Source organism: Rhodococcus cercidiphylli (assembly GCF_033042225.1).
Taxonomy (GTDB): Bacteria; Actinomycetota; Actinomycetes; order Mycobacteriales; family Mycobacteriaceae; genus Rhodococcoides.
The window spans coordinates 471094-490727 of the sequence record NZ_JAWLKE010000005.1 but is presented as its reverse complement, the minus strand read 5'-3'; the positions used below and the strand labels follow the sequence as shown (position 1 = coordinate 490727).

At 64.5% G+C, this 19634-nt stretch carries 14 protein-coding genes; 2 read left to right on the top strand and 12 right to left on the bottom strand.

Annotation, left to right across the window (positions count from 1 at the left end):
- Positions 1 to 181: 181 nt before the first annotated feature.
- From R3P95_RS15505 to R3P95_RS15455, 11 genes are all read right to left on the bottom strand, one after another.
- Positions 182 to 1111 (bottom strand): aldo/keto reductase, encoded by a 930-nt coding sequence (locus tag R3P95_RS15505; protein ID WP_317532833.1) that lies wholly within the window; start codon positions 1109 to 1111, stop codon positions 182 to 184.
- Positions 1112 to 1116: 5 nt separating this feature from the next.
- Positions 1117 to 1647, bottom strand: coding sequence for a giguanylate cyclase (locus R3P95_RS15500; RefSeq protein ID WP_317548784.1), 531 nt, complete (start codon positions 1645 to 1647; stop codon positions 1117 to 1119).
- A 160-nt stretch (positions 1648 to 1807) separates the two neighbouring features.
- Positions 1808 to 2893 (bottom strand): glycosyltransferase family 4 protein, encoded by a 1086-nt coding sequence (locus tag R3P95_RS15495; RefSeq protein ID WP_317548743.1) that lies wholly within the window; start codon positions 2891 to 2893, stop codon positions 1808 to 1810.
- Positions 2894 to 2913: 20 nt separating this feature from the next.
- Positions 2914 to 4176, bottom strand: coding sequence for a hypothetical protein (locus tag R3P95_RS15490; RefSeq protein WP_317548742.1), 1263 nt, complete (start codon positions 4174 to 4176; stop codon positions 2914 to 2916).
- Positions 4163 to 5272 (bottom strand): glycosyltransferase, encoded by a 1110-nt coding sequence (locus tag R3P95_RS15485; protein ID WP_149406301.1) that lies wholly within the window; start codon positions 5270 to 5272, stop codon positions 4163 to 4165. The genes R3P95_RS15490 and R3P95_RS15485 overlap by 14 nt, the downstream gene beginning before the upstream one ends.
- Positions 5262 to 6494, bottom strand: a complete 1233-nt coding sequence (locus R3P95_RS15480; protein WP_317548741.1) for a YveK family protein — start codon at positions 6492 to 6494, stop codon at positions 5262 to 5264. Before R3P95_RS15480 ends, R3P95_RS15485 begins: the two co-directional genes overlap by 11 nt.
- Positions 6495 to 6767: 273 nt before the next feature.
- Positions 6768 to 8294, bottom strand: coding sequence for a flippase (locus R3P95_RS15475; protein WP_317548740.1), 1527 nt, complete (start codon positions 8292 to 8294; stop codon positions 6768 to 6770).
- Positions 8294 to 9346: a glycosyltransferase family 4 protein gene (locus R3P95_RS15470; RefSeq protein ID WP_269595838.1), complete on the bottom strand. Its 1053-nt coding sequence runs from the start codon at positions 9344 to 9346 to the stop codon at positions 8294 to 8296. Before R3P95_RS15470 ends, R3P95_RS15475 begins: the two co-directional genes overlap by 1 nt.
- Positions 9256 to 10629 carry an O-antigen ligase family protein gene (locus R3P95_RS15465; RefSeq protein WP_317548738.1) on the bottom strand — a complete coding sequence of 458 codons (1374 nt, stop codon included), beginning with the start codon at positions 10627 to 10629 and terminating at the stop codon, positions 9256 to 9258. Before R3P95_RS15465 ends, R3P95_RS15470 begins: the two co-directional genes overlap by 91 nt.
- 40 nt (positions 10630 to 10669) lie before the next feature.
- Positions 10670 to 12148, bottom strand: a complete 1479-nt coding sequence (locus tag R3P95_RS15460) for a sugar transferase (RefSeq protein ID WP_283347849.1) — start codon at positions 12146 to 12148, stop codon at positions 10670 to 10672.
- A gap of 151 nt (positions 12149 to 12299) precedes the next feature.
- Positions 12300 to 13007 (bottom strand): GAF domain-containing protein, encoded by a 708-nt coding sequence (locus R3P95_RS15455; protein WP_317548737.1) that lies wholly within the window; start codon positions 13005 to 13007, stop codon positions 12300 to 12302.
- A gap of 167 nt (positions 13008 to 13174) precedes the next feature.
- Between R3P95_RS15455 and R3P95_RS15450 the strand changes: the two genes are divergently transcribed.
- Positions 13175 to 14293, top strand: a complete 1119-nt coding sequence (locus R3P95_RS15450; protein WP_317532825.1) for an endo-1,4-beta-xylanase — start codon at positions 13175 to 13177, stop codon at positions 14291 to 14293.
- A gap of 43 nt (positions 14294 to 14336) precedes the next feature.
- Complete coding sequence (locus R3P95_RS15445) at positions 14337 to 15257, top strand: alpha/beta hydrolase (RefSeq protein ID WP_149406294.1); 921 nt, start codon at positions 14337 to 14339, stop codon at positions 15255 to 15257.
- Here R3P95_RS15445 and R3P95_RS15440 read toward each other — a convergent pair.
- Positions 15251 to 19384 carry a bifunctional nitrate reductase/sulfite reductase flavoprotein subunit alpha gene (locus R3P95_RS15440; RefSeq protein WP_317548736.1) on the bottom strand — a complete coding sequence of 1378 codons (4134 nt, stop codon included), beginning with the start codon at positions 19382 to 19384 and terminating at the stop codon, positions 15251 to 15253. The two genes, R3P95_RS15445 and R3P95_RS15440, sit on opposite strands and share 7 nt — an antisense overlap.
- Positions 19385 to 19634: the final 250 nt, after the last annotated feature.

Here is a 19634-nt window from a genome sequence, read left to right as displayed (position 1 = left end):
TCAGTTCGGATGGCCTAACGACCGACGTGCACGGGGTGGAACCCGAGGGCTACAGGTTCCAGTGCATGCCGTGCGGCAATCCTGACAGCGCAACGTCACCGAATCGAGGCCTGATCATCACGGACCGATAGCTAGTCGGTAACGATGAGGTAACGGCGGATGTGACGCAGCTGAGCGTCGTTCAGGGCAGTGTGTGGCCCGCCGTCCGGAACAGGCGGTACCACTCCTGCCTGGTCAGCCGTAGGTCCGAACCCCCGGCGGCTTCGACGACTCGATCAGGACTGGTGGTACCGAGCACGACCTGGATATCGGCCGGGTGCCTGGTGATCCAGGCCGTTGCCACCGCCGACGGCGTCGACCCGTAGACGTCAGCGATCTCGTCCAGTGCCACGTTCAGATCCGGGTAGTTCTCGCGGTCGCCCACGAACACGCCGGACGGCGTCCCGCTCTGGAACGGTGACCACGCCTGCAAGGTGATGCCGCGCGTTCGTGCGTAGTCCAGTAGACCGTTGTCGCGGTCGATCGACTGGTCCTCGGTGCCCATGTTGGCGGTCAGGCCCGCCGCGATCAACGGCGAGTGCACGATGCTCAACTGAACTTGATCGAACAGAATGGGTTGATCGACAGCCGTTTTCAGCAACTCGATCTGTCCGGGTGTGTGATTGGAGACGCCGAAGCCCAAGACCTTGCCCGACGCGTGCAGGTCGTCGAACGCTGCTGCGACCTCCTCCGGCTCGACGAGGGTGTCCGGCCGATGCAACAGAAGGGTGTCCAGGTGATCGACGCCGAGGGCTCCGAGTGACGCCTCGACCGTGGTGACGATGTGGTCCTTGGAGAAGTCGAACCAGCCCTCGCGAATGCCCACCTTGCTCTGGATGCTGATGCGCTCGCGCTGCGACGGGGTCAACGTCACCGCATCGCCGAATCGTTTCTCGCACGTGTGCGGTGACCCGCCGTAGATGTCGGCGTGGTCGAACACCGTCACGCCCACGTCGAGCGCGGTGGCCACCAATCTCCTGATCCGGTCGTCGTCCAGATCGGTGATTCGCATGAACCCCAGCACGATGCTCGAGACTTCGGTCCCGGTGTGGGGGAGGGAGAAGGTTCGCATGTCGGTTACTCGAACTCCAGACGCATGGATTGGGTGGTTGCCTGCAGCAGCAGGGCGAAGCCGGTGAAGGAGACGACGATCGGAGCCCACAGAACCACCGCCACGAACGTATCCACACCGCGTTCGACGACGATATAGACCGCGACGACGGTGGTGCCGAGCAGGCAGAGAGCAATGTGGGTGGCCAGCCGCCACTTGTCGAAGAAGAAGCCGACCAGCATGCCGATCGGGATGAGGAACGCGCATTTGCCGAGCGTGACCTCGGGTGCGAAATCTGCCGTGATGGTGGCACCGAAAATTGCGAAGTTGGCGATGACGACGAAGGCGAACGCCTGCCCGAGCGTCGGCCATGGACCGAACCACCAGAACGCGCCCATGATGTACGCGGCGATCATGCACGTCCACTGCACGATCGACGGGGTCGCCGTCGTGGCTCCGTAGCCGAATGCGAGCTCGAGGGTCACGACCACAGCCATGGCCAGGGCTGCCGCGGAGACGATGCGTTTGACGGCGGTGGTCAACGCGAGGCTGGTCATCACGCCGATACACCATTGATAATGCTCGTTGGATCTCGTCACGGCGCGAGTCATATCAGCCCCCATCGTTCCCATCGGGCCCCGATTCAAACACAGCCGTCGGGGCCGGGGGTCGGCTTCGTTCGATTTCCTAACCGAATACGCGCGGTCGGGCGGTCTGTCAGTCGGTGAGACGGTCCAGAAGTTCGGGCAGTGTCCGGCCGATGTCGTGGCGGCTGGCAACACGGTGTCTCGCAGTGTCCCCGAGTGCGCGTCGTCGGTTCGAATCGCCGATGACCGTGGAAATGGCTGCGGCAAGGGCTGCTACGTTGCCGGGTTCGACGAGAATTCCTGCACCGTCGGCGAGGAACTCGTGGGTGCCGCCGTGGTCGGTTCCGATCACCGGCAGCCCGTGTGACATCGCTTCGAGCACCGACAACGGACCCGCCTCCGGCGACGTGCTCGAGGAAACGACCACGTCCCATCTCTGTAGCGCCGATTTCGCGTCCGTGTGCCCGAGGAACTCGACACGACCCGCGAGGTCCGATCGAGACGCTCGCTCGTGAAGTTCTGCGACGTAGTCACGATCACCGGGGAAGCTGCCGCCGGCGAGTTCGACACGGATCTCGGGGAGTGTGGCCACGGCGTCGAGCAGAACTCGATGGCCCTTCCACGGCGTGAGGAGGGCAAGTATGCCGACGACCGGCGGGGCGTGCAGCTCACCGCCGAAACGCGGAACCGGCCATGGAACTCCGTTGTGTGACACCACGACCGGGAGTCCGGCCGCGCGCAGGGGTACAGCGGTGGCTTCCGATACCGAGACTGCGACGCGAACGGCCGACCGTGCGAACCGCACCACCACGCGCTGTTTGGCAGAGGTCATGGTGTCGTGGACGAGCCACGACGCACCGCGAGGAGGACGGGCCAACCGTGCGACCGGGAGCGCGAAGAGTGAGTTCACGACGGTAACGGTGCCCGGCGCCCGGGCAACCGTACGCACCGCGCGGGCTGCGGTGACCCACCGCGCCGACATGCGTGCCGCTGCGACGCCTCGGGCGGCTCCTCGTTCACCACCGAGCCCCAGCTCGCCGATGGGGATGTGTCGCGTCGCCGTGGGCACTCGGTCGGTCAGGGGGCCGGAGGGACAGGCGATCACAGTGTCGTAGCCGCGGCGCTCGGCCTCGTCGATCAGATCCAGAAGCACCTTTTCGGCACCGGAGACCTGCCCGGTGTGGGCCAGGAACAACACCGTCGATCCAGCGGTCATGATCGAGCCCCGTTCCTGTGTCAGAAAGCATCTCGGAGTAACAAGACGGGGTCATCGCACATGCGCCGCAGTGCTGCGTCCACCACACCGACGTCGATCATCTTGCTGCAGAACGATGCCGTGTAGGTCCGCCCACCCGCAATCTCGGCAATGAGCATGGTGCAGCCATCCGGGCCGTCGGGCTCGAGTGATGCCGCCATCTGCGGCGGCCTGCCGTCGTCGGCCCAATCGAGGTGGTCGAAGACGCGCAGTCGCCCGAGGTCGCTGACGGCCAACCTCAAGGTCTCGGGAACCTCGACGACCGAATCGGTCTGCGCGCGAGCGGAAGACCGAAATCGCGTCGCAGCATCGCGCAGTAGCGACATTCCCAACACCGCTATCGGCCATCCCGATTCGATCACCTCGCGCATTGCCGCAGTGATACCGACGGGTGTCGTGCCCGAAGGGAGGTGAAGCGGAATGCCGACGGCAAAGTTCCCGTGCGAACTCTGCTGCGCCGGATCGAGATAACGCCTGCTGTTGAACAACACCATGATGTGATCGTCGACGTCGACGCCCTCGGCCCGCAGCGCTGCGCTCCACAGCGCTGTCGAGATCGACGCGGCGGTCGCTCCCGGCATGTACTCGGCCGTCCAGTGCTTGAGTTCGTCCACTCGGGTTCGGTTCATGTACCCGGCGCGGCTGACCTTCGCGGACTCCCAGTTCTCGATTCTGCGACGTGGAGCAGAATCGCCGTCGGCCTCGGCTCGGTGGCGACCGCGCAACTTCCAGAAGTCCGCCAATGTCTTCGGATGTCGAGAATAGTGACGCCACAGCGCTTTCCACGTTGCGCTGGCCGGTAATCCTGTCGCGAGCGCGGGAACCAGGGTCCCATCGGCGTCGTCGGAGAAAGCCGCCAGCATCATGACGCCGATCTGGCCGTCGCCGATTCCGTGCGAGTAGTCGACAGCGAGATGGTCCTCGAACACGATCACCTCGAGCGGTCCTCTCGCACCGTCGCGCCGTCGAATGTCGGTGAGCATGCGGCCCAGATCCTCGGTGGCTCCGGTGCCGGCCGTGACGTTGTCTCCGGCGATGTCGCTGCGGTAGCGCCATTGTCGTGTATCCGACCGCGGTTCGAGCGCAACGTGGGGTGTCCGGGCGACACGTTCGGCGGCGCGCAGCGTTGCGCGTGTGCGCTCGATGTCCAGGCCACGAACGGGGCCGACGGCAGTCACTATCCGGGTGTCGGCGAAGACTCGGTCCAGTGCGGTCGAACGATATCGGCGTTCAGCGGACCGCATCGACTACCTCCTGCATACGACTGCGGAACTGAGCCCTCGAGAAACCCTCTGCCCACGTGCGAATCTCTCTGCGGTCGAAGTCTCCGGGAGCGAACGAGCGCATGGCGTCGGCGAATCCGGCGACGACTTCCTCGTCCGACCCCGGTGGCACATGCACTCCGGTCTTTCCCGGTACGACCGAGTCCATGGCACCGCCGTCGCCCAGCGCAATCACGGGAGTCCCGCAGGCCATGGACTCGACGGGGACGATGCCGAAGTCCTCCACTCCCGGCATCAACAGGGCCCGCGTCGTTCGGTGCAGTTCGAGGAGTTTCTCGTGTGAAACTCGGCCCAGGAAGGTCGTTTTCGGACCGGCGAGTGCACGGCAGGCGTCCATTGCTCGTCCGTCTCCGGCCACCACGAGCGGAACGTCGGCCTCGGCAGCGGCCCGGACTGCGATATCGGGCCGCTTGTAGGGAACGAGGCGTCCGGCGAGGAGGAAGAAGTTCTCTCGCTCGACGGACGGATCGGGAACGAAGCCCTCGGTGTCGACGGGCGGGTGGACCACCACTGCGTCGTCACGGCCCCACCAATCCTCGATGCGACGTGCGACTGCAGTCGAATTGGCCACCACGGTGTTCAGTTTCGGGGCGGCAGCGATCTCGCATCGACGGGCAACGGCCGACAGTGCCGTCAGTATCGCTGCTCCTGCTCGTCCGCCACCTTCGCCTGCGCGTAGTTCGGGGTCCCAGGCCCATCGTGCCGGGCTGTGTACGTAGGCGATCACCGGGGAGTCGGTGGCGAACACGGCTTGAGTGGCGAATGCGTGGTGACTCACCACGACTGCATCGAAACCGCTGAGCGGCATGCGCCGAAAGGCGAGCGGCATCATCGGCAGAACGGGTGCGTACGACCGTTGGCCCAACGCGTTGTACACGCGATTGAGGGCGGTCGTGTGCGGCTCCCGGCCGATTCCCGACGGAACCCCGGCGGGCCGAGAGATGGGCGCGAACACTTCGGCCGCAGGCCAGTGCAGCGCGAGCTGTTCGATGACGTGCTCGGATCCGGCGATCTCGGTGAATCTTTCGTGTACGACGGCAATTCTGTCAGCTGGCATGGCGTTGGCCTTCCGGTGCGATCGTCTGCGCGGTCTGTTCCACCCGTCGGGTCGAGTTCTTGCTCTGCAGGACCAGATGCACGGGAATGTCGAACTCGTCGAGCTGCCGCAGCGCGGCGGTTGCCGCCTTCTTGTCGCGTCCACGTGTCGACACCAACACCACGACGGTCTCGACGTCGCCCACGTCGGTGTGCTGCCACCACTGCTCCGACAACCCGAATTCTTCGGTGACCCGAGGACGTTCGCCTGTCCGATCCGGATCGTGAGTCGAGGCCGTCACAGCGCCCTCGCCGACCAACAGGACGATCACGTTGTCGCCCTTGGGTGCAGCGTGTCGAGCACCCCTGGAAGCGGGGCGATCGCCGCGTTCGAGCGCTGCGATTCGCGCGGCCACGGCGGGCGGCATGGTGTCGCTCGCCGTCGGGTCGAATTTCGCTCCGTATTTGCGAGACACCCGACGAGCCCAGGACCGAGAGGGCTTGCGTCCGAGACGTCCTCGCAGCAACACGATCAGTTCGGCTGCAACGATCAGTGCGGCGAGCCCGGCGACGAGTGCCTCCGAGACCGGTTTGGGTGACACCGGTGTGGTGCTCTGGTCGGGGTTCGACAGCACGACCAGTCGGTCTCCGCCCGCAGTGGCCTGCAACTCGCTCAGGCGGGTGCGCAGTTCGGCCAGTTCCGACACGGATGCGGGCCGGCTCGGGTCGTCGGCGGGCAGAGCGTCCACTCGGGCCTGTTGCGCGTCGATCGCGGACTGGGCTTCGTCGGTTCGCTCTCGCGAGTCACGAATCGCGTTGGCAGTGCTGGTACTTGCCATCGTCGACACCATCGCGCGAGCCAGATCTGCGGCGAGCTCAGGAGAACGGGTCGTCACCGTGACGGTCAGCAGTGCAGGTGAAGTACCGGGGGAAAGTTCTACGCTCGACGCCAGCTCGGCAGCGTTCAGTCCGGAGTCGACCTGTGTGAGGACCTGATCGAGCACGCTGCGATCGGTCGCCAATTCCACGAACGGTGCGCGCATCTGCTCGATGAACGCGTCACCGGGAACGAGGCTTTGGGCCGGTTCGATCTCGGCCACGACCGACGCGGCGTACTGCTTTTCGGTGAGTTCGCTCCTGAGGTAGAACACGCCCGCACCCACCAGCACAGCAACGATCACGGCGGGCAGCAGTGCCCGGCCGAGTTCTCGCATGTGTCCCGCGAGGTCGATAGGTGGGGGCACGTCGCCCCGGTGTACGGCATCGTGGACGGACATCAACCGTGTACCCTTCCGTCGTCGATGCGAGCGGACGTACCGCTTCGGAGATTCGTGGAGCCGACAGGCTCGATGATAGCCGGGCTCGTATGCCGTTCGCGTAGCCGTGCCGCTCGTGAATGAAACTGCACATCAACAACATTCGAAGAACGGGCACAACGGTCTTCTACCTTCGTGAAACCCGACTTCGACTCCGCGGGGCGGGGTCCGAATCGGGCGATGTGTCCGTTGGGTCGATGGTCATTCGGAACGCGCACGGTGACGTCCTTTCTCGGCCGGTCCCGGAAGTGGTGACTCGACGAGTCCGATGGTGACGAACACGTACAGCAAGAGTGCGACCAGCAAGGCTGCCGCAACCGAGACGAGCAGCCACAGGCCCGGATAGTGCTGCACCAGGAACCAGCCGCCGACCGTAGTGGCTGCGGTGACCACCAATATCACCGAAATGGATTGCACGGGAAGCAGTCCGGATATGGGCATGCTTCGCGCGATCACGATCCACAGCAGAACGAGAGTGGTGCCGATCGTCACGACGGTGGAAACAGCGGCTCCGTCGTACGACATCCGCGGGATCAGGAACAGATTCAACCCGACGTTCAGGGCCAGACCGACCAGTGCCACCACGGGGTAGTGTCGCTGCATTCCGGCCGACGCGAGCAGGAAGATTCCCAGCATCACCAACGACATCAGCGCCGCGCCTATGACGAGTAATCGGGCTGCGTGAGCTCCGTCGACGAACCGTTCGCCGTACAGCAGCCCGATCAACGGCTCGGCCGACGGTACGAACGCCGCGACAGCCATTGCGCCGAAGAGTGCGAACAGCAGTGCGGCCGAACGCGAGCGTGCGCGAAATGCGGTGGTGTCGTGGGGCCACGACGCGACGAGCAAGGTGCTGATCGGTGCGACTGCCGCCAACACGAAGGTGTCGATCATGTCCGAGAATTTGTAGCCGATGGAATACAGTCCCACGGCTTCGAACGTGTCGAGCAGGCTGAGCATCAGCATGTCGATCTTGAGCATGGCGATGGTGAGGGCGAAGCCGATCGCGAGTGGCACGGCCTCTTTCAGGTAGGGCCCCCAGCGACGAATGTCGATGTGCCGCGACGGTCGCAGGCCCATCGAACGGTTGCCGATGCCGAAACCCTTGGTCACCAACTTGAACACTTCGTTGGCCACGGCCGGGAGAACGAAGATCAGCAGGGTGGGGGCCAGCACGGCGGCCAGCACGGTCAACGCCAATTGGATTGCTTGCCCGGCGCTTTCGGCAACGGCCACGAGTACCAGGCGGTGACGGCTCTGAAAGAGCACGCTCAGGGCGTGACCCGGGGTTGCGAACACGACCACCAGTCCGCCGACCACCGTCGCGAGGACCACCTCGCTCGGATACTGCAGCAGCAGAACGTATGCGACGGCCAGTACGTACCCCACCAAACCGAGCACGGTTCGGAGCGCCAGGAACGCCGACGCCGTTCGACCGATTTCCTCGGAATCGTCGTCCATCAATTTCGCCAGCACGACGCGTCCGACCCCCAGATCGGTCACGACGGACATCAAGCCCAGCAGCGCGAAGACGAAGCTGAACTGGCCCCACTCGTCCGGTCCGAGGGACCTCGCGACGACGACGCTGCCCACCCACCCCAGCGTCGCGATGATCACTCTGCTGATCAGAACGGCAATCGTCGCTCTGGCCGCGGCTTTCGGATCCGCTGCGATCGCGCGGTAGTCCGGTGGCTGCTCGGTGCCGTCGAGCTCGAGCTCCTCGGCCATCAGACGATGCCCGCGGCTCGATACGCGTCGGCGGTGAGCTCCGCCGTTCTACGCCAGCTGATCTCGCGGGTGGCTACGGCTGCCGCGTCGAGAAGAGCTGCGCGCGCGTCCCCGTCGAAAGCGAGTGGTTTCATCGCCTGTACCCAGTCGTCCACGTTCTCGGACTCGACGAGAACGGCGCCGTCGCCGACGACGTCTGGGAGGGCACCGACGGCACTGGCGACGACCGCGCCGCCCGACGCCATCGCCTCCACCGGCGGAAGCCCGTAGCCCTCGTACCGAGAGGCGTACGCAGTGACTGTCGCGGCAGCGTAGAGGCCGGGCAGATCCTCGACATCGACGTACCCGAGCCCCCGGGAATTGCGAGGTGCGTGGGGACCGGTGGAGCCGGCCCCGGCCAGCAGACACGGTATTCCGAGACTCTCCGCTGCGTCGGCCACGAGCTGAACGTTCTTGCGGGGCTCCACCGTTCCGACCTGCATCACGAAACGGTCCGGCAAGTCGTACTTGCGCCGAACCAGATCTATCCGGCTGTCGGTGGGGACAGCGGCCCACGCTGCGGGTGCCAGACCGACCACCGTGGCGTCGCGGCCGCTGACCGCCTTGATTCGATCGGCGGTGAACTGTGAGACCGCAATGAGCAGATCTGCGCGGCGCAGTGCGCGCCGTACCAGTCTCTGTTCGCCCAACGCGCGGAACCGGCTGGAGGCCGACGGCATGTCGATGACCGACAGGTCGTGCACCGTGGCAACCGTGAAGGCCTTGGTCAGAAACGGTAGGTCGACGTCCAGGCCGTGCACCACATCGCAACGACCGACGGGGAGGGCACCGAGCACTGCACGAGCCGCACCGCTGGTGACAGGCCGTTCCAACGCCGTGACCGAAGGCGGGAGCTCACCCACGGCGTCGCGCTGCACGGACGCGGCGAGATCGGCATCGGGTAGGCACTGGGGGAGCTCGTTCAGGAGCTCGCGAATGTAGGTCTGTACTCCGCTTCCTCCCGGCCTGAGGGCGAGCGCCCCGAAGACGATTCGTGTTGCGCTGCTGCGCATCCCACCACTCCTAACAAGAGCCAGAAATAGACATCGATCGGAAAGATCTCGAAATACGTCGAGACGAGGCTGGCGAACATCGCTGCGACGATGGAAGCGCCGACGCCCAGGGCGAGCGCACCGTCGTTGCCCGGTAGCGCCCGGGACAGGCGGGTGCACCACAGCAGCGACGTCACGAGCAAGGCGACCACTGCCCACAGGCCGATCGGTCCGAGTTCGAGCAGTGCCTTCACGTAGTAGTTGTCGGGCTGGTAGTTGGTCGAGAGCCCCGATTGCGTGAACGCGACACCCTCGGCGGTGGAAATGCGGTCTGCCGCAGACCCACTCGATCCCAGCCCCGTCCCGAACGGGTGAATCAGGATGCTGGCGATGATGTTGGCCCATCCGTCACCGCGCTGACCGAGGCTGCTCGACGAGAAGAACACCGATGTGATGTTGGGGACGAACGGAACAGCCGCGGCCACCGCGACCGCGGCCACCGCCAGGGGGGCGGCGAGATAGCGGAAGCGGACCGCGATCAGGTATATCGCCCCCACTCCGAGTCCCAGAATGGCTCCGCGCACGATCGAACTCGACATGGCGACCACCATCATCGGAGTCGCCCACAGAAACAACATGTTTCGCCGTCGACGCGGATCGGCCAGCGCCACCGCACCGCCGAGCAGCAACGCCAACATCACGTACAACCCGAACGGGAACGGCAGGTTGAACGTACTGAACGTGCGCAGTAGCCCGCCCGATGTGCGGACCTGAGTGCCGTATTCGTAACCCAGCGACACCAGTGCGGCTGGCCCGGCCAGAAGTTGCGCGATGCCGACCGACGACGTGAACACGCCCATGCCCATGAGAACGGAGACGAGGTGGTCTCGGTCCGTGGCGTCGAACGGCGCGAGCCACATGACGACCACCAGCAGAATGTAGAAGAAGGTCACCTTGATGCCGAACACGCCGACAATTCCGAAGGTGGCGAACGCAGACACGCTGCCGAACACGACGAAGACAGCAGCGGCGGGCCACCACGGCATGAAGACCCGAGGCATCGAGCCACGGACGTGTCGCGGTCGGCGTAACCATGCGCACAGAACCGTGAAGACGACCAGGCCTTCCTTCCAGCCCGACACCACCCCTGGCAGGGGCACCAGAACCAGAAGGCCGTGCAGCGGAACGAATGCTGCGAGCAACAGCACGCCGCGCTGCGGGCGGCGGTAGATCGCCGATGCCACCGCGCAGCCGAGCGCGAGGACGACCGCTGCGCCGAAAGCGAGCGCAACGTACGTGATCACGGGGTGACCAGAACGTGGCCGTGTTCGGCGGAGACCACGATCAGTCCTCGGCGCGCTTCAGCACGGCCAGGACGGTGAGGAACAGGATCTTGACATCGAGCCACACCGACCAGTTCTCGATGTAGTAGTTGTCCCACTCGGCGCGGTCCGCGATGGACGTCTGGCCGCGGAGGCCGTGCACCTGAGCCCATCCCGTCACGCCTGCCTTGACGCGGTGCCGCTCCCCGTACCTACGGATCTGCATCTCGAACAGGTCGACGTATTCGGGTCGTTCCGGGCGCGGACCGACCAGACTCATATCGCCGCGAAGTACGTTGAGTAGCTGCGGAAGTTCGTCCATCGAGGTCTGCCGCATGATCTTTCCGATGCGCGTTCGTCGGTCGACACCTTCGACACCGCCGGGTGCGTCCCCGGCCTTTCGCTCGAACTCGGCGTCGGACGCACGTGGAGGCCGCATGGAGCGAAACTTCAGACAATCGAACGGCAATCCGTCGCGGCCGATTCTCTCCTGCTTGAAGAAGATCGGGCCAGGTGAGCTCAGGCGCACGAGCAGCATCAGCGTCAGAAAGACGGGGGAGAGCAACAGAAGCCCGAACGCGGTGAGAACCCGATCGAGAAGTCCTTTGAGAGCGAACTGCCATCCCTTGGGGTTCACATGCGGGAGCACCATCAACGGCAGGCCGCCGATGTGCTCGACGCGCGTGTTGACCCCGACTGCGTCGTACAACCTGGGTACCACCCACACCCGCATACCGAGCCGATGCGCAATCCTGATGGCGGCGATCAACTCCCGATCCTCGGTCGGTGCGAACGTGACGATCAACTCCTCGGCACCGGTCTTGCGGGCAACCGTTTCGAAATTGCTGGGGAGTCCGAGGTGCGGCAGGTGGGGCACCTCGCCGTTCGAGGAGACGTCGGCAACCGGAGCCTCGCCCACATAACCGATGGGTTCGAGACCGTACTCCGGGAACTGCTTTGTGCGCGAGACGAGTTGGTGCGCGATCGGGTCGTTTCCCAGCACGATGGTCGGCGCTGCGGATCCGAACCTGGTGCGCAGCGTGCGCTGGAGAACGACTCGTGTCAATCGAGCGATCGCGATCGTCAAGGCGCTCAGCAACCACAGTCGCAGCACGACCTCACTGGGACGGTAGTCGGTGTCTGCCAGGAACATCACGACCAGCAGAGCGAGCGACGCGAAGGCGACAGCGGTTTCGGCAGGACCGATCTCGTCGAGGAAGTTGCGCCGGAGACTGCGTCGGTACATCGACTTTCCGGCGAGGATTCCGATCAGCAGTGGCAGGAACAGCCATGGGAGCCAACCGGTGTCGGTGAGACTGCCCGAGTGCCAGAGCAAGGCTCCGATCAGAGCGACGGCTGCAGCGAGCACATCCACCGCGACGCTGATCGCGGTGTTGAGGGGATCGACTCGAAGCCGATCCACAAGGGGGCGACCGGTTGCAACGGTGTCGGCCTCGGCGGCCCGCGGGCGAGTGCGCGGTGATTCCAGTGTTTTCGGCACAGCTACTTCCGGTGGCTAGTTCGGATCGGTCGGTCCCATATATCCCATAAATGTATACCGGCGCGAAAGCGGCCACCCGGTCGACTTATCGAAAAAAACCTGAAGTCGGTTGTAAGTCGAAAATGCTTATATTTGTCGGGGAACAGCCCCTTTATTCGAAAACTCGCTCGCGAATTATCCACGCCAGATCCTGGAGTATCTGGACGTGACCGGTCGTCCACTGACGCGGTCGCTGATCCCATACGCAGAGGGTGCCCACGGAGTGGCCTGCGTCGTCGGTGAGCGGAATTCCGAGGTAGGACACGAGAAGGTTGCCTTGCACGGAGGGGTGATCCTTGAGGATGTCGTTGAGTCGCGCGTCCTCGACAACCAGTGGTTGCCCGAGATCGATCGCATAGCGGCAGATGGACCCGTCCATGGGGACCTCCTGCGCGCCACCGAGTTCCGCAGGGAGTCCGAGTGCACTCTTGAAGTACTGACGCTTGTCGTCGAGAAGGGAGAATGCAGCAGAAGGGGCGCTCAGGGCGTCTGCGACCATTCTGACGATCCTGTCGTATCCCGCGTCGGATCCGGTGTCCATCAGCCCAGTCCGAGCTACAGCGGCCAGTCTGTCGGGATCGTCGATCGGGGTGCCGAACACTCGCGTGACCTCGGCTGGGCCGACGCCCTTCTCCGAGCCCTCCTGCAGCGCACGAAGCAAAGCGCCGACATCGGAGTCCTGATCTTCCGACAGTTCCCGCACGAGCCGGTCTACCACCGCACCGCGAATGAATTCATCGGTGGAAAGACCGGACTTCTCCGCCTGCCGGGCGAGCAGCTCGTTCAGACGGTCGTCGAAACCGGAAAATCCTGTCGTCATTGTCCAGATGGTAGTACAGGCCGAGTTCTTGCACCGACGCTCGGGAGGTGCATTCCTTATTCTCGCGCCCGGCGTGAGTTATTCGGGTTCGGTGAGACAAAGCAGGAAACAACGGGGCAACGCCGATAACGCGATATCGCGTTCCCGGTCATTGCTAGCATCTGCCGATGAGAAGGAATTCGACGCGACGAGCGAGTGCAGCACTGTTGGTCGTGCTGTTGTCGTTCGCGGCCGGGGCGGTACCCGCAGCTGCATCTGCTCTGCGAACGCAGCAAGCACCCGCAGGAGATCCAGGATGTGCGCGGCAATCGGATGCGGTCCGGATCGGAGTATCACCCGGAGCGACCATAGGTGGGCTGTCTCCTGCGGATCTCGATCGGGAACTCACGCTCGCCCGTGACGCCGGAGCTTTCTCGGTTCGTCTCGACATCGATTGGTCTGCCATCGAGTCGACCCGGGGCAGATTCGATTGGAGCCGAACAGACCGGGTGATCGATGCTGTTGTGGCCCACGGGATGTGCGTGCACGGCATCATCGCGTACACCCCGAGGTGGGCGCGAGTAGCCGCCGCCGTCAACGATTCGCACTCCCGTCCGGCGAACCCCGCCACCTTCGCAGCGTTCGCCAAGACTGTGGTTCAGCGCTACCAGAGCCGGATCAAGATCTGGGAAGTGTGGAACGAGCCGAACATCGTGACGTTCTTCAAGCCTGCCCCCGACGTGACGGCGTACTCGGCGCTGATCAAAGCGACTTACACGGCGATCAAGCAGGTGCAAGCCGATTCCACCGTGCTCGCGGGCGGGATGGCACCCGCCGAGGACACGAACGGCAACATCGCGGGTACGACGTTCCTGTCCAAGATGTACGCGCAGGGATCGAACAAGTACTTCGACGCCTTCAACGTGCATCCCTACACGTGGCCGTACCTACCCAACGATCCGAGCACGGCGTCGTGGAACACCGCCATGAAGATGTGGTCCATGCGAGACACCATGGTCGCCGGCGGTGACAGCGGCAAACAGATCTGGATCACCGAGTTCGGAGCGCCCACGGGTACGAACCCCAACAGTGTCAGCGAGCAGGTGCAATCGGACAGCATCGGGATCGTCCTCGACGCGGTTCTCGGTAACGACTGGCTGGGGCCGGCCTATGTCTACAGCCTCCGTGACGCCGGCTCCGACACAGCCGACACCGAACAGAACTTCGGACTGGTGCACAGAGACTGGACACCCAAGATCGCCTACGGACGCGTCGACGCCTACGCCGCGGAGCATTCCGGCCGTTGATCGACCTGTTTCACCGTCGACCGGAATGGGCTACTGTCTGCGCATGAATTCGCAGCCGGGGGGCTCGATCCCAGATCGCATCGATGTGACGTTCGATTCTGACGGCGTGGCCTGCGCGGCCTGGCTCTATCTTCCGACCGAATCCGGCCCCGCTCCGGTGATCGTCATGGCGCATGGACTCGGCGGAACCAGGGAAATGCGGCTCGACGCCTACGCGGAGCGCTTCCGCGCTGCGGGGTATGCCTGCCTGGTGTTCGACTATCGCTGTTTCGGGGCCAGCGGCGGCGAGCCCCGGCAGCTGCTCGACATCGAATCGCAGCTGCGGGACTGGGCTTCGGCCATTGCCCATGCCCGCTCGCGCGCGGACGTGGACAACTCCCGAATCATGTTGTGGGGCTCGTCTTTCGGCGGCGGTCACGTCATCGTCGCAGCCGCCCGAGACCAGGAGGTCGCGGCGGTGATCTCGCAGTGCCCGTTCACCGACGGGATTGCCTCGGGACTCGCGTCGAACAGCTGGACATCGATGAAGCTGTCCGGCCGGGCTCTCTTTGATCTGGCGGGATCGGTGATCGGACGAGCGCCGCTGATGGTGAACACAGCCGGACGGCCGGGGACGACCGCATTGATGACGTCGCCCGACAGCTACGACGGTTACCTGGCACTTGCGCCGGACGCCGACGAAACGTTCCACAACCGAGTCGCAGCCAGAGTCGCGCTGCAGATCGTGCGGCACCGGCCCGGGCGAAGGGCAAAGGACGTGCGCTGTCCCATCCTGTTCGTAGTCTGCGAGACGGATTCGGTCGCGCCGGCGAAGGCCACTCTGCGCTACGCACGGACGGCACCACAAGGCGAGATCAAGACCTACGACGTCGGCCATTTCGAGATCTACCTGGGCGGGGCGTTCGAGCGGGTGGTGGCAGACCAGATCGAGTTCCTCACCCGCACGGTTCCACCGACTCAGTAGACGTCGCGGACGTATCGCTTCTCTGCGGCAAGAGCTTTGACGTAGGCCTCGGCACTGCTCGGCGCGAGTTTGCCGTGCTGCGCCACCACGCCCTTCAGTGCAGCGTCGACGTCCTTGGCCATTCGGGACGCATCGCCGCACACGTAGAAGTGGGCTCCGCGGTGAATCCAGTTCCACAGCTCGGCCCCGTGTTCACGCATCCGATCCTGGACGTAGACCTTGTCCTTCTGATCGCGTGAGAATGCGACGTCCAGGCGGTTCAGCGAACCGTCGCCGAGCATCGCCGTCAGTTCGTCGCGATAGTAGAAGTCCGTGTCGGCGTGCTGTTCACCGAAGAACAGCCAGTTGTGGCCGGAGTGCCCGAGCGCGCGACGCTCGTGCAGGAATGCGCGGAAGGGGGCGACACCGGTACCCGGGCCGACCATGATCATCGGGGTTGTCGGGTCCTCAGGCGGCTTGAAATGCGAGGACTTCTGCACGAAGATTCCCACGTCGTGGTTCGACGCATGGTCGGCCAGGTAGGTCGAGCACACGCCGCGCCGGGGAACGCCGTGCACGTTGTACCGCACCGCCGAGACGGTCACCTGTACTTCGTTGGGGTTCTCCTTCGGACTCGACGAAATCGAGTACAGGCGTGGCTGCAACGGTTTGAGAACTGCCAACCAGTCGTCCACCGAAGCTCGAACCGGATGAGCAGCAAGCACGTCGATCGACTGACGACCCCACATCCAGTCGGACAGCGCATGCTTGTTGTCGGGGTGCAGCATCGCCTCGAGATCGTCGTCCGCAGTCCGTCGGTGGACGAACTTGAGTAAATCCGTTGTTGCACGGGCGATTTCGAGGTGGCGGCTCAGCGCCGTGCGCAGCGACATCGAACCGTGGCCAGCGAGATCGACAGCGGTGTCACGGTCCAGTCCGGTGGCCTCGAGCCACTCGTCGACGTAGGCATCGCTGTTGCGCGGCCACACTCCGAGTGCGTCACCGACCTCGTACTCGAGAGTCCCGTCGGGTACATGGAATCCGAATTGGCGGACGTCCTTGACGGATCCGCGTGCGGTCAGTACCCGATTGCGTACGAGAGTCGTCACCAGCGGTGACTTCTTGCTGTACTGTTCCGGCTCCGCTCGGGTTTGCGGAACGGTGCGAGCGGTGGACTCCACCGCTGCTTCGGTGGTGGTGTCGTCATCGCGTCGAAGCCGCTCGATCACCGCATCGAGCCACGCTGCCGCTTCGTTTTCGTAGTCGGGCTCGCAGTCGACCCGCTCGAGAAGTCGCCGGGCACCCAGCTCGGTGAGGCGCTCGTCGATCCTGCGTCCGTGGCCACAGAAGTCTGCATAGCTGGAGTCACCGAAAGCGAGCACGGCATAACGGATTTCCGGGAGCTTCGCCGTGGTCTCGGCGACGAGACTGTCCCAGAACGTCGTTCCGTTGTCCGGCGCTTCGCCGTCACCGGTGGTACTGCTGACGATCAGCACATCGGCCTCGGCGGGCAGGGAATCGACGGTGAACGTATCCATCGAGTGCTCGGCGATCGACAGGCCGGCTCCCCGCAGGTGGGACAGGCAGGCCTGGGCGTACTCCTCGGCGGTGCCGGTTTGCGAAGCCCAGAGCAACAGCACCGGCCGTCGCCCCGGATCGGCTGTCTCGGCCGATGCATCGGCACCAGCACCGCCGGTGGCGGGTCCACGCGAGAACAGTCCCGCGAGAACGCCGTCGAGCCATGCGTGGTTCTCGGGGGACAGGGGAGTGCGCGACGGCAGAGTGGGCGTGCCGGCGGCGCTGCGGCCGGCCTCACTGCCCAGGCCTTCGAGAAGTCCTGCGACGTAACGCTGTTCGACGGTCGTCAGCGGCTGAGAAGGACGCGCAGGGAGACCGACGATCGTGGCGAGCGCCTCGACGGGATCGTGGGAACGTTCGTCGCCCACGGGTGAGGGTGATTGAGCTGCAGCAACTCTGGTGAGAGTGACCGCGCACGCCTTGAACTCGGGTTGCTGAGAATACGGATCGATGGCGTCGTTGGTGACGGCATTGATGGCGAGGTACTCACCGAATTTTTCGTTCCAGTGGAAGGGCGCGAAGCAGTTGCCCGGGAGCACTCGATCGGTGACGACGGCAGGAAGGACGGCTCGGCCTCGGCGGGAAACGACCTCGACACTGTCGCCGTCGATCACGCCGAGCCGGTCGGCGTCGAGAGGGTGCAGCTCGACGAACGGGCCGGAATCGAGTTTGTTCAGCTTGGCGACCTTGCCGGTCTTGGTCATGGTGTGCCACTGGTGTGGCAGGCGTCCGGTGTTGAGCACGAACGGGTAGTCGTCGTCGGGCATCTCCGCGGGTGCCATCGCAGGCCTGGCGAAGAACTGGGCCCGACCGCTCGGGGTGGGGAAGGACAGTGCGGGGATCGAACCGTCGTCGGACACTCGTTGCCGTTGGCTGACTCCGTCGTTGAGGTAGCGGATCGGGTGCCGGGTGGTTGTCGCGTCGGGCGGGCACGGCCATTGGATGGGGCTCTTGCGCAACCGTTCGTAGGTGACTCCGCGAATGTCGTAGCCGGTGTTCGGATTCCAGAACTGCTTGATCTCCTCGAACACCTCCTCGGCGCTCGCATAGGTGAAGGCATCTGCATATCCGAGCGCGCACGCCATGTCGGCGATGATCTTCCAGTCCGGCAGCGCACCGCCCGGTGCCTCGAGCGCCGGTTGGAACAGCGTGAGATTGCGTTCGGAATTGACCATCACTCCGTGCGCTTCCGTCCACAACGCGGCGGGCAGCATCACATCGGCGTAGTCGTTGGTTTCGGTATCGGCGAACGCATCCTGAGTGATGACCAACTCGGCGCGCTCGAGACCGTCGATTACCGTCGTTCTGTTGGCCACCGAGGCAACCGGATTGGTGCAGATGATCCAGCAGGCCTTGATCTCCCCGGCAGCGAGCTTGGAGAACATCTCGATGGTTCCGCCGCCGACGTCGGTGCGCAGCGTTCCGCGCGGAACGCCCCATCGATCCTCGACGAATGCGCGGTCGGCGTCGTTGACCACCGCTCGTTGGCCCGGCAGCCCGGGGCCCATGTATCCCATTTCCCGACCGCCCATGGCGTTCGGTTGCCCGGTCAGGGAGAACGGGCCGCTGCCGGTCTTGCAGATGGCACCGGTCGCCAGATGGAGGTTGCACAGCGCATTGGTGTTCCAGGTTCCGTGCGTCGACTGGTTCAGACCCATCGTCCAGCAGCTCATCCAGTTCTCTGCACCGCCGATCATCGCGGCCGCGGCTCGCAGGTCCTTCTCGTCGAGTCCGGTTGCGGCGCAGACCTTCTCCGGGGTGTAGTCGCCGAGGAACTCCGGCATCGCGTCCCAGCCGTCGGTGAACTCCGCGATGAACTCGGTGTCGAGGTCGCCGTTCTCAGCAATGAGCGCCAGCAGACCGTTGAGCAGCGCCAGGTCCGACCCCGACTCGAGTTGCAGATGCAGGTGGGCCTTGTCCGCTGTGGCGGTGCGACGGGGATCGACGACGATCAGCTTCGCCCCTGCCTTGACGCGGTCCATCATCCGCAGGAACAGGATGGGGTGACAGTCGGCCATATTGGAGCCGATGACGAAGAACACGTCGGCATGGTCGAAGTCCTGGTACGACCCGGGCGGGCCGTCGGCTCCCAGTGATTGCTTGTATCCGGTTCCTGCGCTCGCCATGCAGAGTCGGGAATTGGATTCGATTTGGTTGGTGCCGATGAACCCCTTGGCCAGTTTGTTGGACAGGTATTGGGCCTCGATCGACATCTGCCCCGACACGTACAACGCGAGCGCATCGGGCCCGTGTTCGTCGATGATGGTGCGCAGTCGCCGAGCGGTGTCGTTGATCGCCACCGCGGTGTCCGTGCTCTCCGGTTGCTCGCCGCGGCGATGCCGGATCTGGGCCTTCTCGAGCCGCCCGGGTGCCGCGAGCATGTCCGCGGTGGTGGTCCCCTTGGTGCACAGTCGGCCGAAGTTGGCCGGGTGGGACTTGTCGCCGACGGATTTGGTCACGACAGGCCTGGTCGGGGTGGCATCGGACGATGTGGTCGGGCCGCCGATCTCGAGCACCATGCCGCATCCCACGCCGCAGTACGCGCAGAGTGTCTTCACCGTGGTGACCATGGATTCCACAGTGCCCGGCCCAGGGTGCGCCGCCATTACACGTCAGTTAGCCGGATATGACGTTGTCCTCACCGTGCCCCGCCAGGAGCGGTGATGTCCGCCCGGGAGCTGGTGAGAGGCGGATGGGAGGTAACACGAACTTCCTGGTCTGCGATTGGTACTCGAACGTTACTCATCGAACGGGCTGTCGAGTGGAGTGTCCGATTTTCCGCTGGCACAATCGTCCGGGTCGGGCTCGAAGTGGGAAGTG